Origin of the sequence: Bacillus sp. FSL W8-1141 (assembly GCF_038593205.1) — a bacterium.
Classification (GTDB): domain Bacteria; phylum Bacillota; class Bacilli; order Bacillales; family Bacillaceae; genus Bacillus; species Bacillus altitudinis.
In genome coordinates this window covers 1,549,458-1,564,937 of sequence record NZ_CP151973.1, presented here as the reverse complement: position 1 = coordinate 1,564,937, position 15,480 = coordinate 1,549,458, and the positions used below count along the sequence as shown (strand labels likewise).

The following is a 15,480-nucleotide window of genomic DNA, read 5'->3' as shown; positions in this document are numbered from 1 at the left end:
AAGAAGAAGACTTGTCAAAGAACAAGTCTTCTTGTGTCATTAATGCGTTTTACAAGCTTCGAAGAGATTCTTCTCTTTTAACACTTTAATTAAGGTTTCTCCCATGACAGATGGTGTCTCTGCCACTTCAATTCCACATTCACGCATTGTTTTTACTTTTTCATCAGCAGTTCCTTTACCACCAGAAATTATGGCACCAGCATGTCCCATACGTTTTCCTGGAGGCGCTGTTTTACCGCCAATAAAGCCAACAACCGGCTTGGTCATATTTGCTTTTACCCATTCAGCTGCTTCTTCTTCAGCAGTACCACCGATTTCACCAATCATGATCACAGCATGCGTTTCAGGATCTTCATTGAAGGCTTTTAATACATCAATAAAGTTCGTGCCATTGACAGGGTCTCCGCCAATTCCTACAGCTGTTGATTGACCAACACCAGCCTCTGAAAGCTGATGTACCGCTTCATATGTAAGCGTTCCAGAACGAGACACAACACCAACATGACCTTTTTTATGAATGTAGCCAGGCATGATGCCAATTTTACATTCTTCAGGTGTAATCACGCCAGGACAGTTCGGTCCAACAAGTCTTGTCTTCTTACCTTCCATATAGCGTTTCACTTTAACCATATCCAGAACTGGAATGTGTTCTGTGATACAAATCACTAGATCCACTTCTGCATCAACAGCCTCTAAAATGGCGTCTGCTGCAAATGGTGCTGGTACATAGATAACAGAAGCATTTGCTCCAGTTGTCTGTACTGCTTCAGATACAGTATTAAATACAGGAACTCCCTCTACTTCAGTTCCACCTTTTCCAGGTGTGACACCGCCAACGATATTTGTTCCATACTCAATCATTTGTTTTGTATGGAATAAAGCGGTTGAACCGGTAATCCCCTGAACAATTACTCTCGTATTTTTATTAATAAATACACTCATTTAGGTTCCCTGCCTTTCTGCTCTACTTGACTAAAGATACAATCTTTTCTGCCCCGTCAGCCATAGACTCAGCAGAAGTGATATTTAAGCCTGAATCACTCAGGATTTTCTTCCCTAATTCAACGTTTGTTCCTTCAAGACGTACAACGAGTGGTAATGTTAAGCCGACTTGTTTCGTCGCTTCAACAACACCTTCTGCGATGACATCACATTTCATGATGCCGCCAAAAATGTTCACGAAAATCCCTTTGACATTTTGATCAGATAAGATGATTTTAAATGCTTCCGTTACTTTTTCAGCAGTTGCACCGCCGCCAACATCAAGGAAGTTTGCAGGGTCCCCGCCGTAATGCTTGATGATATCCATTGTAGACATCGCAAGGCCTGCTCCATTCACCATACAGCCAATATTCCCATCTAGAGAAATGTAGCTTAGGTCATATTTAGATGCTTCAATCTCTTTTGGATCTTCTTCATCAAGGTCACGGTATTCTAATATATCTTTTTGTCTATATAAGGCATTGCTATCAAAGTTTAATTTTGCGTCAAGTGCCATGACTTTTCCATCACCTGTTACAACAAGAGGATTTATCTCGGCAATTGAACAATCCTTTTCAATAAACGCATTGTAAAGGCTTGTCATAAACTTAACAGCTTGACCAACTAATTTTGTTGGAATATTAATTTTAAACGCAACTTCTCTCGCCTGATAGGCTTGGAGACCAATCGCTGGGTCGATGACCACTTTCACGATTTTTTCTGGCGTTTTTTCTGCTACTTCTTCAATTTCAGTACCGCCTTCTTCAGAAGCCATCAATACAATTCTTGATGTCGCTCTATCCAAAACGAGTCCTACATAGTACTCTTTTTGAATATCGCAGCCTTCTTCAATAAGTAAGCGTTTTATTTCACGCCCTTCAGGCCCAGTTTGATGTGTGACAAGTGTCTTGCCGAGCAATTCCTCTGCAAACCCTTTCACTTCATCTTTTGTTTTTGCAATTTTTACCCCACCTGCTTTACCACGGCCGCCTGCATGAATCTGTGCTTTTACGACATATACAGAGCTTCCTAGCTCTTCTGATGCTTTCACTGCTTCATCAGGTGTAAATGCTACTTTACCATTTGGAACTGAAACCCCATATTTTCTTAGGATTTCTTTTCCTTGGTACTCATGGATATTCATTTCCCATCCTCCCAACATATGTAGAAACAAAAATTATAAAATAGACTGCGCTTTCATTTTAAAGAATAAAAAAGAGAATGTCTAGGGTTCTATGTAAAATCGTAAAATCCTTCTAAACATTCAAACTTTTATTTTATTAAAAATATAAATTTTTCAGTCAAAACACTTATTTTACCTTATTTTTTCATTTTTTGATCCAACCGATAGATAAATGAAAATATTTCTGCTACAGTATCGTATAACGCTTCTGGGATTTCCTCATCGAGCGTTAAGTGGCGCATCAGTTCTACTAAATTACGGTCTTCTTGGATAGGGACGCCAGCTTTTTGGGCTTCTTCAATAATATGATCAGCCACATAGCCGCTGCCTGTTGCAACGACTTTTGGCGCTTTTTGTTTTTCTTCATCATAGTGTAGAGCGACCGCTCTTCTAAGCGGTTTTGAATCTTTCATACTCGTAAGTCCAGCCCTTTCTCGCTGATTTTATGAAAGTGTTCATCTAGAAAGTCAGACGGATCAATTGGCTCTTCTCTCTTTTTCGCTGTAATCCCCGTTAAACTATACCCTAGGGCATTTAAATTCTCTCGAACAGCTGGAATCATTGGATTAATGGTCCCTTGAAGTTCGTGAGCCGTCTCGACTGTAATTGACATCACTTTTTGCTGAATCGTACAGTCTATTAACGTTTCTTCTAAGTTCTCCATGTTTAAATAAAACATTAAACGGCACTGAGAAATATCAATAGAGCCATCTTTTTTCTTATGCCCTTTTAGAATAAAGGTTAAATCTTGAACACTATGTTTTGAGAAAAGAGGGTAAGAAACCATCATTTGACTAACTGTTTGGTTTTCCTGATGCACTAGTAACTGCCCATTTAATCTATGGAATAATTGATCCATTTCTTTTTTTACGGGTTCCGGAACATCAGCTTGCCTTGCATCATTTAAAACCATCTTTAATTGGTGAAGCTCTTGGCTTTTGACATCTTGGCTGCCCTTTTCCAGTAATTTCAGCATCCCAATTTCATCTCGTACACCTATCGCTTTTTTCATCGTCATCAGTAAATCGAGTACATCGGTTTTATTGCTTAATGCTGGTTCAGTCTGCTGAATGACCTTTGCCAATGCGTTCGCCTCTGTTTTTGAAAGAAACGGAAATTCCTTTTGAAGCACGGCTGCCTTTGCGTCAGCCTGTGGCCCTGCCTGCTGGACTGCTTGAACCAGTGATGTGAGTTGTTTTACATCAAGCTGCTGCTGTCCGTCTGTGCCTTGCTTTGTGATGCTTGTCAGAATGCGTTCTATTTGCTGAAGCGGGAGCTGTTTTGGACTTAATAATTGCTGCACGCTGTTCTGATTCACTGTATCCACCTGTCGCCCTTGTATAGCGGCGGGCTGGCTCTGCTTTGTTTGCTGAGCCGGATTGACATGAGGCTGCACCTGCTGCAAGCTTTCTCCTTGCTTCGTTTGACCTTCTTTTGCTCCTAGAAGCACCGATAAGAGCTTTTCTGCATGAACAGTTGTCTCAGCATTTACAACCGTACGAACGGCCTGTGTAAGAGCCTGTGTGGCTTCTGATTGCTTCGGAAGCTGTGTTAATCGATCTAGCAGTGCTGTCACATCCTGATGAAGTGTAGAGGGGGATTTCATCGCTAATATTGATTGGAGTACTCCTTGTTGAATCGGCAAATCTTTCTTTAAAGCAAAAAGAAGTGCTTGCAGGCCTTTTTTGATATCCGCGCCTTGAAGTTGTTCAATCCATTTTACTGCCGTTTTTAACTCTGCTTCGTTGATGACCGGTTTTTCTTTTAAAAAGGCTGTAGCTGTTAACATTTGTTCAAGTCCATTTTTAAGCGACAGACCTTCTAGTAGTTTAGCTGCGGCATCCTTTAATGTTTTAGGATCTTGGTCAAATTGCTGAACAGGTCTTAATTTACTCAGACTGCCTCCACCTTCTTGTTCTAATTGGAACCAGTAGAAAGAATCGGCTTTTAGCTGAGCCGCTAGCTGCGCTTTGATTTTGGTCGAACCTATTTGAACAAGTGCTGTATCATCCCCAAGCATTTTCAGTACTTTGCCGAGAATGAGCCGGTGAATATTTTCCTTTCCTTCCGTGTTAAGCGGAACAGATTCTGCTGTATTCAGCCGACTATTCAGTGCAGTATGTATATCTTCAACTCTTGTCATCACAGGCAGCCTCCTTGTGTCAAAATATTTATGAAATAACAGATTTCACTGGTGCAAATGATAACCGGTGGATAGGTGTGGCGCCATGTGTTTGAATGGCAGCCAGGTGCTCTTTCGTTCCATACCCTTTATGTTTTTCAAATTGATACTCAGGGTACTGGCGTCCATACTCTTCCATCATTTTGTCCCTTGTCACTTTGGCAATACATGCACCAGCTGCGATGGATGCGCTTTTAGCATCTCCTTTGATGATATTCTCCTGTTGAGTAGGAAGCGGGAGCGTCATCGCATCTATGAGTAGATAATCAGGTGTGTGAGTGAGCTGCTTTACAGCCTTCACCATCGCCAGTCTTGATGCTTCGTATATATTTATTTCGTCAATCGTTGCCGCATCAACAATGCCGATGCCGATGTCGAGTGCTTCCTTTTGAATGAGCTCATAATAGGTCATTCTTTTTTTCTCAGATAGCTGTTTTGAATCATTTAAACCGAGTAGGACGGTATCCTCTTTTAATATCACAGCTGCCGCAACAACTGGGCCAGCAAGTGGTCCTCTTCCTGCTTCATCTATGCCTGCAATACAATTGTATCCTTGCGCTCTTGCTTTGGTTTCAAATTGCAGCATTTGCTTCCATGCTGCACGTAGTTCTTGCTGCTTTTCTCTCTCTTTGTTCCATTTGTCCATCAGCTTATGGACACTTTTTCTTGTATCGTCTTTCAATAGTTCACGAATGTATGACTCGTCGTCAGCATGTTGTTCTATTAATTCTTTTATTTGTTTGACCGTGTACATTGGCTTTTCCGCAGCCTCCTTCTTTATATCGGCAGTTTTTCGCAAAAAATAAAGACCCGCATGAGCTGCGTGTCTTTTAGCTTTCAGGCTTCTCAAAAGTGAGGGGACCAAATTTTTCCGTTCGAATATCCCGAATAATGATTTCGGTCGTTTTGTCGTAATTAATGAATCCTCCACTCATCAGACAGCCGCGTTTTGTGCCAATGGCATCAAACAGCTCAACTGTATCTTCAGGTATTTCTGCTAAATCATAGCGTTTTTTTAACCGCTCTGGATAGTGCTCTTCTAAAAAGCGGAGCGCATACACTGCGACATCCTGCAAGTTGATGATAGAGTCTTTAATCGCTCCAGTGACGGCCAGCCTAAGACCTACTTGTTCATCTTCAAATTTCGGCCAGAGAATTCCGGGGGTATCGAGCAGTTCAAGTTCTTTTCCTACCTTCACCCATTGCTGTGACGTCGTAATACCAGGTCGATCTCCTGTTTTCGCAATATTTTTCTTTGCCAACCGATTGATCAGCGTTGATTTGCCGACATTGGGAATTCCAATAATCAAAGCTCGAATGGCACGCGGCTTAACACCTTTTGCTTTCATTCGATCGAACTTTTCTTTTAAGATTTCTTTTGATGTCGTAATGATTTGATTTAACCCTTGTCCATCGACAGAATTAATGGCAAGTGACCGTACACCTTGCGCTTCAAAGTGTGCCTGCCACTCTTTTGTCATACGAGGATCTGCTTTATCTGCTTTGTTCAAAAGCATAATTTTCGGTTTGTTTTGGAGGATTTCTTCAATCATTGGGTTTCTAGAGGACATCGGAATTCTTGCATCGGTTAATTCAAATACGATGTCGATGAGCTTTAGTTTTTCTGTGACTTCCCGTCTTGCTTTTGCCATATGGCCTGGAAACCATTGAATTGTCATATGTGCACCTTCTCTCTTCTAACGGTTGTCTCTATACATTGTACAAAAAAAGAGCCTGTTACAGGTAACAAGCTCTTTCTTTTGATATCATTATCGTCTGATTTCTTTGATACGAGCCGCTTTACCGCGAAGTTCACGTAGGTAGTAAAGTTTCGCACGACGTACCTTACCGTGACGTACAACTTCGATCTTAGCGATTTTTGGTGTGTGTACAGGGAATGTACGCTCAACGCCTACACCGTAAGAGATCTTACGAACTGTGAAAGTTTCGCTGATTCCACCACCACGACGCTTAATTACAACACCTTCAAAGATCTGGATACGCTCACGAGTACCCTCGACAACTTTCACGTGTACACGTAAAGTGTCACCAGGACGGAACGCAGGAAGATCAGTGCGTAATTGTTCTTTTGTGATTTCTTCAATCAATTGTTGCATCGTTTTCAACTCCTTCCAACAGATGCTCATGTCCTCTTTCTTCATTGCAGCGGAACATCGTTTTCAAACTTGAATCGGCAAGCCGTCCAAGTCACAAGTAGTATCATACCACACCTGTATACCTTGTGCAATACAATCTAGTCATTATGAAGCTGCCAAAGCCATCTTTTTTCTTCATCCGTTAATGTTTTGCAAGAATCGATCAAATCTGGCCGTCTTGTATAGGTTCGCTTCAACGATTCTTTACGCCGCCACTCTTCAATTTTGGCATGATTTCCAGAGAGAAGCACATCTGGTACTTTCAATCCTTTATAATCAGCTGGTCTTGTATAGTGCGGATGCTCAAGCAGACCTGTACTAAATGAATCTTCGATATGAGACGCTTCTTTTCCAAGCACATGAGGCAAAAGCCTGACCACACTGTCTGCAATCATCATCGCCGGCAGCTCTCCGCCTGTGAGAACGAAATCCCCGATTGAGATTTCATCTGTGACAAGATGCTCCCTGATGCGCTCATCGTAGCCTTCATAGTGGCCGCAAATGAACATAAGATGCTCTTCTTTTGCAAGCTCTTCTGCTTTCTTTTGTGTATATCTTTCTCCTTGAGGACAGACAAGAATAATGCGGGGTTTCTTGTTTGCTTTTTTCGTTAAATCTTCTACCGCATCAAATACAGGCTGTGCTTTCAGAACCATGCCAGCACCGCCGCCATACGGATAGTCATCCACTGTTTTATGTTTATGATCGGAATACTCCCTAAAATTCACGACATCAAATGAGACCGCATCTTTTTCCTGAGCTTTTTTTAAGATCGATGAGTGAAGCACTCCTTCAAACATTTCAGGAAACAGTGTTAAAAAGTCAATTTTCATTCGTCAATGAGTCCTTCCATCACTTCAATGTGTACTTTCTTGGATGAAATATCAACTGTTTTGACGACAGATGGAATATAAGGGATGAGGGCATCTTTTTTGCCTTTTCTTCCAACCACCCATACATCATTTGCCCCTGGCGTTAAAACTTCTTTGATTTGACCAATCAGTTTGTCCTCTTCATCATATACTTCACAGCCGATGATTTCGTGGAAATAGAATTCCCCTTCATCTAATGAACCAAGATGTTCTTTTTCTACTTTTAAAATCGACTCTTTTAATTGCTCAGCTTCATTTAATGAACCGACTTCTTCAAATGTCAGTAAATCAAATTGTTTGTGCTGTCTATGTGATGCGACAGTCACTTTTAGCGGTTCTTTTTGATTTTGTTTGAAAATATAAAGGACGCTGCCTTTTTTGTAGCGTTCTTCTGGGAAATCAGTCTTTGACACAACACGTACTTCTCCGCGCACTCCATGTGTATTGACGATCTTTCCGACATTCAACCATTCTAGTTCCATGTTCTATAATCACCCCTGACGTATTTCCACAATGGTGCCGTCTTTCACGACGATGACATTGTCTTGCATTTTGTCATCCCATTTATCACCTATTTTTACTTCAATCAGCGCATCCACTTCTGTTTCTTTCATTTCACTGCCAAGAGGCAAGATATGCAGCTGCTCGACTTGAAAATCAATTTGCCTCATTTTCTCTTGTCTTTTTTCAATGGCTTTTTGAAATTGAGGGATGGCTTCTTGCTGATGTGGTTCTTTTTCATGCTTTTTGAGTTGAAAATATAGTTGATTGCACTCACGTTCTAGTCTTTCTTTTTTCTCCAAAAAAGTCGTTAACAGTTTGTCCTTACTGCTTTCAGTTAATACTTGCATGACGGTGACATGTTGAATGATCTGCATCTTCCTTTTTGTCCCCCTATCCGAAGGCATTTGTCCTCTACAGTATAACGAAAAATAGATTTAAACGTGTAAAAAAAGGGGAGGTCCTAAGCCCTCTCCCTTTTTAGTCAGCAATCTCAAGTTGAACTTTCTTAGAAGACTCTGCACTTGCTGCAAACATGACTGTTCGTATCGCTTTAGCTGTACGTCCCTGCTTTCCGATCACTTTTCCGGTATCTTCAGCATTGACAGACAGTGTGTAAATGACCTGCTCATCTTTTTCTAATGAAGATACGTGAATATCTTCAGGGAAATCAACAAGTGGCTCGACGATGGACACAATCAATTCTTCCAAGGACAGCTCATTCATTATTTGCTGTTTTTCGCATTATGAAATTTTTCAAGAATTCCTTGGCTTGAGAAAAGGTTACGAACTGTATCAGATGGTTTCGCACCATTTTGAAGCCATTTAAGCGCTAATTCTTCGTTGATTTTCACCTCAGCTGGTGATAACACTGGATTGTATGTTCCAACTGTTTCGATGAAACGACCGTCACGTGGTGAACGAGAATCTGCTACAACAATACGATAGAAAGGAGATCTTTTTGATCCCATACGTTTTAAACGAATTTTTACTGCCATTTTACTAGCACCTCCGAAAATATTTCAACAAGATAGTATATTAACAATGATAAAAGGGTTTGTAAAGTGTTTTTTCTTAACAACGGTTTTATCATGTATAACCAATTACATAAATGGTAATTTAAAGCCGCCTTTTTTCTTTCCTTTGGACATATTGGTCATTTGCTTCATCATCTTTTTCATTTCGTCAAATTGTTTTAAAAGGCGATTGACTTCCTGTACAGATGTTCCGCTTCCTTTTGCAATCCGTTTTCTTCGGCTTGCATTGATGACCTCTGGCTGTTCTTTTTCTTCGGTCGTCATTGATTTAATGATCGCTTCGATGTGATTGAGCTGCTTTTCGTCTACTTGGACGTTTTTGAGCCCTTTCATTTTACCGGCTCCCGGCATCATTTGGATCAGTTCATCAAGTGGACCCATGTTGCGAACCTGCCCAAGCTGCTCGAGGAAATCATCGAGCGTGAAGCTCATTGTCCGCATTTTTTGTTCAAGCTCTTTCGCTTTATCTTGGTCAACGTTTGCTTGTGCTTTTTCAATAAGCGTGAGCACATCTCCCATGCCAAGAATTCTCGATGCCATCCGCTCTGGATGGAATGGTTCAATTGCATCAAGCTTTTCACCTAGTGCGGCGAATTTAATTGGCGTATTTGTGACTGCACGAATTGATAGTGCTGCCCCGCCTCGCGTATCACCGTCTAGTTTTGTCAGAACGACACCTGTTAAACCAAGCTGTTCATTAAAGCTTTTTGCGACATTGACAGCATCTTGACCAGTCATCGAGTCAACAACGAGGAAAATCTCTTCTGGATTTGCGACTTCTTTTACTTTCTGAAGTTCATCCATTAAGTCTTCATCAATATGAAGACGTCCTGCTGTATCTAAAATGACATAATCATGATGTTCTTCTTTCGCTTTTTCAATTGCCTGTTTGGCAATTTCGACAGGACTAACTTGATCACCTAATGAGAATACGGGCATATCAAGCTGTTTCCCAAGCGTTTGAAGCTGCTGGATCGCTGCTGGTCTGTAAATATCAGCGGCCACCATCATCGGCTTGCGATTATGTTTTTTGCGAAGTAAGTTGGCAAGCTTTCCAGTTGTGGTCGTTTTACCTGCCCCTTGAAGACCAACCATCATAATGACAGTTGGAGATTTTTTCGCTACAGCGATTTTACTCTCTTCCCCGCCCATTAATTCAGTGAGTTCTTCTTTTACAACTTTAATGACCTGTTGTCCTGGGGTAAGACTTTGCATGACCTCTTGTCCAACTGCCCGCTCGCTTACTTTTTTCACAAAGTCTTTGACTACTTTAAAATTGACGTCAGCTTCAAGAAGGGCAAGGCGTACCTCGCGCATCATTTCTTTTACATCTTGCTCTGACACTTTTCCTTTGCCGCGGATTTTTGAAATCGTCTGCTGCAGTCGGTCGGCTAATCCTTCAAATGCCATACTGTGCCGCCTCCTAATCTAATTTCTCAAGCGATTCAATTAAAGCTTCTGCTTCTTCCTTTTGCGCGGAATCTGCTACAAGCTCTCTCATTTTTGTGAGAAGTTCTTTACGCTCTTTAAATTTCTTAAACAAGAGCAGCTTTTCTTCATATTGTTCAAGCATCGCTTCAGTCCGTTTAATATTATCATAAACAGCCTGTCTTGATACTTCATATTCATCCGCAATTTCACCGAGGGAAAAATCGTCTAGGTAGTAAAGCGACATGTAGCTCTTTTGTTTTGCGGTCAACAACGATTGATAGAAATCAAACAAGTAGTTCATTCTCGTTGTCTTTTCAAGCGTCATGGGCTCTCTCCCCTTTGTTAAGTTCATTCCCTTTACAACAACTAAGTTTACACGGTTCTAATCTATGTGTCAAGTTTTTATCTTGTCACTTCCTGCGGCGATATTTAAATAAAAAAGCCGGCAGTTTTGCCGGCATTTTGATTAGTCTTCTTGATCAATCATGTCTGAGAATAATCCGTACACATACGATTCAGCATCGAACTCTTGCAGATCGTCTACTTTTTCACCTAATCCGACAAGTTTTACAGGGATGTTGAGCTCATTGCGAATGGCAAGAACAATCCCGCCTTTTGCAGTACCGTCAAGCTTTGTTAAAGCGATACCTGTCACGTTTGTCGCTTTAGAAAATTCCTTCGCTTGCGCCATCGCATTTTGACCCGTTGTCGCATCAAGGGCAAGCAGTACTTCGTGCGGTGCATCGGGCACTTCGCGTTCAATGACTCTCTTGACCTTCTCTAGCTCTTTCATCAAGTTGACTTTGTTTTGCAGTCTGCCTGCTGTATCACAGATCAAGACATCTGCTTTTTTGGCTTTAGCTGATTGAACGGCATCATAGATGACCGCTGCCGGGTCAGAGCCTGCTGTTTGTTTAACGACAGGAACACCAGAGCGCTCGCCCCATACTTCAAGCTGCTCAATCGCCCCCGCACGGAACGTATCACCTGCTGCTAAAATGACGGATTTCCCTTCATTTTTTAGCTTGTTTGCCAGCTTACCAATGGTTGTGGTTTTGCCGACACCGTTCACGCCTACAAATAAAATAATATTTAAACGGCCGTCTTCAATGTTCAGTTCAGAAATTTGTTCCTCGCCGCTATTGTAAATCTCCACGAGTTTTTCAGAGATGACTGCTTGTACTTCACTTGGGTCTTGAATGTTTCTTAATTTCACTTCTTTTTTCAGCTCATCAATCAGTTCCATCACAGTCGTGAAACCAACATCCGCACCGATTAACACTTCTTCTAGTTCTTCAAAAAAGTCTTCATCCACTTTACGATAGCGAGAAATGAGTTCATTTACTTTTCCCTGAAACGAATTTCTCGTTTTTTCAAGTCCATCTTTAAACTTTTCTGATACTGAATCGGTTTGCTGCGTAAATTTTTCTTTTAATTTCTTAAAAAAGCTCATGGGTTCAAAAACCTCCTTTAATTACTGGACAAGCTCTTTCGTTTCCTCTAGTTTGACAGATACCAGTTTTGAGACACCTGACTCCTGCATCGTGACACCGTACAGAACATCTGCTTCTTCCATGGTTCCTTTTCGGTGTGTAATCACAATGAACTGTGTTTCTTGGCTGTATTTCTTTAAATACTGGGCAAAGCGGAACACATTCGCTTCATCAAGTGCCGCTTCTACCTCATCTAGCACACAGAATGGAACTGGTCTCACTTTTAAGATCGAGAATAATAAAGCGATGGCTGTTAATGCTCTTTCTCCGCCTGAAAGTAGGCTTAGATTTTGCAGCTTTTTCCCCGGCGGCTGCGCCACAATATCGACACCTGAGTTTAGTAAATCGTTTGGATCTGTCAACTTAAGGTCTGCTCTTCCTCCGCCAAATAATGCTTGGAAAACAGATTCAAAATGCCCGCGGATTTGAGAGAATGTCTCAGAGAAACGTTTCGTCATCTCCTGATCCATTTCTTCAATGACTTGGAATAACGTATTTTTCGCTTCTGTCAGATCATTGCGCTGTTCAGTTAAGAAGAGAAAACGTTCATTCACACGTTCATACTCGTCAATGCTGCCTAAGTTCACTGTTCCAAGCTCTTCAATGGCTAGTTTGATCAATTTCACGCGTTTTCTTGCTTCATCCGGCGATAGCGTCAGATGATACATTTCTTTTGCTCCTTCAAACGAAAGGGCATACTCTTCGTTTAAATAGGCGATGAGGTTATCAAGTTCAACTTCCATGCGGCCAAGCTTGATTTCTTCATCTTTTAAGCTTGTCGTGAGCTGTTTATACAGGCGTTTTTGCTCTTTCAGTTCACGTTCAGCGAATTCTAATGTTTCAGAAAGAACCAGGCGCTGTTTGCGTCGCTCTGAGATAAGCGCTGTCGTTTTGTTTTTATGCTCCAGTTTCTCTTTTGCCGCTTCTTCCAGTTGTTCGGCGCCGCTTGAGCTGGATGACATTTCACTTGTTAAGAGGGACAAATCTTCTTTTGTTTCCGTCAGCGTCTTTTCAGCCTCTTCTAATTCAGCCGTTAAGCTCGACAGTTTTTCTTGTTCATTTGCTAAAGACTGCTCTTTTTTGGCAAGCGAGATTTTCAGCTCTGTTAATTCGGAAGAAATGGTTTCTTTCGTTGAGCTTTGGGTCTGCTTCCGTTTTGTTAACGTGTTGATCTCTTCGTCAAGAGAGGTCAGTTTCTCACCTATAGATGTTTCAAGGGCTGCCTGCTCTTTATCCTTGCTCGCAAGTTCGCTAGAGCGCTGCTGCAACTCTGCTTTTTCTTGATCATAGAGCTCTAGATGAGCGTTAATATTTTTTTCAGCTACTTGCAGTTCATATAATGTCCCTTTTAACTCTTGCTGCTTTTCTCGAAGCATTTCGCCGCGCTGACGCAATTCATTTAATTGGACTTCGCTTTCGGCAATCGATTGCTTCGTTTCTTTTGTTTCTTTTTCAAGGATCGTTGTTTTTTCTTCCATTTCAACGAGCTGCTTTGTTAATGTTTCAATCTCTCGGTTTCTGGACAGGAGGGAATTGTTCTTTTTCTTTACGCCTCCCCCAGTCATTGAACCGCCTGGGTTCACGACGTCCCCATCAAGGGTCACGATACGATAACGATGTCCAAGCATTTTCGCTAGCTCGTTGGCACCTTTTAAGTCTTTCACGATTAGGACTGTTCCAAGCAAATTCCGAATGACTTTTTCATACTTTTCATCAAAGGAAACGAGCTGACTCGCTACGCCGATAAATGCGTCATGCTGCTCAGCTGTTTGAATATCTCTTAACTGAATGGTTCGTTCTTTGATGACGTTCATCGGCAGGAAGGTCGCACGCCCAAAGGAATGCTGCTTTAAGTATCCAATGGCCTGTCTGGCAGCCGCTTCATTTTCAGTAACGACATGCTGCGTGGCTGCGCCAAGTGCAATTTCAATCGCTGTTTCATGTTGCTGCTCTGTTTGAATCAGCTCTGCAATCGCCCCGTGAATACCGCCTAACCGGTCCTTTGCCTTTAAAACCTCTTTCACTCCTTGGAAAAATCCTGAGAAGTCTTCCTGCATGGATTCAAGCATTTCTTTTTTAGATTTTGCCTGCTGTACATATTGATAGGCTTGGTAAAGAGCCGTTTCTTTTTTCTCGTATTGACGTTTCATCTGCTCTAGCTTTTGTTCCGCTTCTCTAAAGCGTTTCACCTGAGCCAAAATGTCTTCTTCTCGTTCTGAAAGTTGCTTCTCGGCTTCTGTTTTCTTTTCCTTCACAGATACCCGTTCTTCGATATGTTTCTGATTATTTTGCGTTAACCGCTCTAGCTGCAAGGCTGCTTGGCGCTGCTGTTCTTCTAGTAATGTACGTTCGTTTCGGATAGAAGCTTGCTCGTTTAGTAAGTCAAAATAATCGCTTTTCAACTGTTCAATTTGCCCTTCCACATCTTCACTATGAAGAGACAGCTGATGCTGTTTTGTTTTCACTTCATCTTTTAGCTGCTGCACTTCTGTTTGCAGGCTGTCACGTGTGACTTTCTGCTGTTCAATCTTTTCCGTTAACAACGCCTGTTTTTCGGTTAAACGCACGAGCGTGTCTTCTAGCTGCCCTTGGTTAGCGGCCGCATTTTTTTTCCGTTCTTTTAGAACTTCTTTTTTCCCTTCAAGCTTTTCTAGTTCTTCACTTGTGAAAAGGAGGACTTCTTGGAGGTCATGAATCGAATCGTCAAGCGCCTGAATACGGTCTCTCGATTCTTCGATTTTGGCTTCCTTCGCTTGAATGTCTGTGGACTGCTTCATTTCATCTTGTTTGAACCGCTCGACAGCTTCACCAAGTGTTGTCCATTTTTTGTGCAGTGCTTCAATATCATGGACGGTGAGAGCAATTTCTACATTTTCAAGTTCTTCTTTCTTTTGCAGATAGTCTTTTGCAATAGATGCCTGCATTCTTAGTGGTTCTACTTGATCTTCTAGTTCATGCAGAATATCTTCTACCCGGTTTAAGTTGTCCTGCGTTTCAAACAGTTTGTTCTCGGCTTTTTTCTTTCTTGTTTTATATTTCAGGACACCAGCTGCTTCTTCAAAGATGCTACGTCTTTCTTCAGCTTTACTCGATAGAATCTCTTCTACCTTACCTTGGCTGATGATCGAAAAAGCTTCTTTTCCAAGACCTGAATCCATGAAAAGATCAATAATATCCTTTAAGCGGACAGATTGATTGTTAATGAGAAATTCACTTTCTCCAGAACGATAGACTCTTCTTGTCACACTGACTTCGTGAAAATCGATCGGCAAAAAGTGATCTTCGTTATCGAGCGTTAATGTCACTTCTGCTAAGTTGACTCGTTTTCTTGAGTCACTTCCTGCAAAAATGATGTCTTCCATTTTTCCTCCGCGGAGGCTTTTTGCTGATTGCTCTCCAAGTACCCAGCGGATCGCATCAGTAATATTACTTTTGCCGCTTCCGTTTGGTCCAACAACAGCTGTAACCCCTTTGACAAAGTCTACAGTCACCCGCTGTGCGAAAGATTTGAATCCTATCACGTCTAAACGTTTGAGGAACATGAGAGTGATCCTCCTTATGTATTTAAAGTACTATTATCTTACCATATGAACTGAAAAAAGATGATGGAAAACAGAGTGAAATCCCCCTGAATCACGAGGGGG

Annotated in this window: 16 protein-coding genes; all 16 read right to left on the bottom strand. The window is 41.6% G+C overall.

From position 1 onward, the window contains the following. Window positions 1-39: 39 nt before the first annotated feature. Entirely contained in the window at window positions 40-942 is a 903-nt protein-coding gene (gene sucD, locus NSQ52_RS07935; protein ID WP_007499624.1) for a succinate--CoA ligase subunit alpha, read from the bottom strand. A gap of 22 nt (window positions 943-964) precedes the next feature. Further along, window positions 965-2,125, bottom strand: coding sequence for an ADP-forming succinate--CoA ligase subunit beta (gene sucC, locus NSQ52_RS07930; RefSeq protein ID WP_008344824.1), 1,161 nt, complete (start codon window positions 2,123-2,125; stop codon window positions 965-967). Between the two features lie 176 nt (window positions 2,126-2,301). Next, window positions 2,302-2,577, bottom strand: a complete 276-nt coding sequence (locus NSQ52_RS07925; RefSeq protein WP_008344827.1) for a FlhB-like flagellar biosynthesis protein — start codon at window positions 2,575-2,577, stop codon at window positions 2,302-2,304. After that, window positions 2,574-4,307 (bottom strand): glycosyltransferase, encoded by a 1,734-nt coding sequence (locus NSQ52_RS07920; RefSeq protein ID WP_160757709.1) that lies wholly within the window; start codon window positions 4,305-4,307, stop codon window positions 2,574-2,576. The genes NSQ52_RS07925 and NSQ52_RS07920 overlap by 4 nt, the downstream gene beginning before the upstream one ends. Window positions 4,308-4,335: 28 nt before the next feature. Then, complete coding sequence (locus NSQ52_RS07915) at window positions 4,336-5,100, bottom strand: ribonuclease HII (protein WP_058337357.1); 765 nt, start codon at window positions 5,098-5,100, stop codon at window positions 4,336-4,338. A 76-nt stretch (window positions 5,101-5,176) separates the two neighbouring features. Next, on the bottom strand, window positions 5,177-6,025 hold the full coding sequence (gene ylqF / locus NSQ52_RS07910; RefSeq protein ID WP_007499632.1) for a ribosome biogenesis GTPase YlqF: 849 nt from the start codon (window positions 6,023-6,025) through the stop codon (window positions 5,177-5,179). 90 nt (window positions 6,026-6,115) lie between these two features. Next, window positions 6,116-6,463 (bottom strand): 50S ribosomal protein L19, encoded by a 348-nt coding sequence (gene rplS, locus NSQ52_RS07905; protein WP_008344834.1) that lies wholly within the window; start codon window positions 6,461-6,463, stop codon window positions 6,116-6,118. A gap of 137 nt (window positions 6,464-6,600) precedes the next feature. After that, the gene (trmD, locus tag NSQ52_RS07900; protein WP_007499635.1) at window positions 6,601-7,335 is read right to left on the bottom strand and encodes a tRNA (guanosine(37)-N1)-methyltransferase TrmD; all 735 of its coding nucleotides are present in this window, start codon (window positions 7,333-7,335) and stop codon (window positions 6,601-6,603) included. Beyond that, window positions 7,332-7,856, bottom strand: coding sequence for a ribosome maturation factor RimM (gene rimM / locus NSQ52_RS07895; protein WP_008344836.1), 525 nt, complete (start codon window positions 7,854-7,856; stop codon window positions 7,332-7,334). Before rimM ends, trmD begins: the two co-directional genes overlap by 4 nt. A gap of 9 nt (window positions 7,857-7,865) precedes the next feature. Then, window positions 7,866-8,252 carry a YlqD family protein gene (locus tag NSQ52_RS07890; protein WP_008344839.1) on the bottom strand — a complete coding sequence of 129 codons (387 nt, stop codon included), beginning with the start codon at window positions 8,250-8,252 and terminating at the stop codon, window positions 7,866-7,868. Window positions 8,253-8,355: 103 nt separating this feature from the next. Next, a complete protein-coding gene (locus tag NSQ52_RS07885) occupies window positions 8,356-8,601 on the bottom strand; it encodes a KH domain-containing protein (RefSeq protein WP_012009937.1) in 246 nt (81 codons plus the stop codon). After that, entirely contained in the window at window positions 8,601-8,873 is a 273-nt protein-coding gene (gene rpsP / locus NSQ52_RS07880; protein ID WP_003212139.1) for a 30S ribosomal protein S16, read from the bottom strand. The genes NSQ52_RS07885 and rpsP overlap by 1 nt, the downstream gene beginning before the upstream one ends. Window positions 8,874-8,978: 105 nt before the next feature. Next, the gene (gene ffh / locus NSQ52_RS07875) at window positions 8,979-10,322 is read right to left on the bottom strand and encodes a signal recognition particle protein (RefSeq protein ID WP_008344842.1); all 1,344 of its coding nucleotides are present in this window, start codon (window positions 10,320-10,322) and stop codon (window positions 8,979-8,981) included. Window positions 10,323-10,335: 13 nt separating this feature from the next. After that, a complete protein-coding gene (locus tag NSQ52_RS07870) occupies window positions 10,336-10,668 on the bottom strand; it encodes a putative DNA-binding protein (protein WP_008344844.1) in 333 nt (110 codons plus the stop codon). 141 nt (window positions 10,669-10,809) lie between these two features. After that, the gene (gene ftsY, locus NSQ52_RS07865) at window positions 10,810-11,796 is read right to left on the bottom strand and encodes a signal recognition particle-docking protein FtsY (RefSeq protein ID WP_017359097.1); all 987 of its coding nucleotides are present in this window, start codon (window positions 11,794-11,796) and stop codon (window positions 10,810-10,812) included. Between the two features lie 21 nt (window positions 11,797-11,817). Then, entirely contained in the window at window positions 11,818-15,378 is a 3,561-nt protein-coding gene (gene smc / locus NSQ52_RS07860) for a chromosome segregation protein SMC (RefSeq protein WP_326241483.1), read from the bottom strand. Window positions 15,379-15,480: the final 102 nt, after the last annotated feature.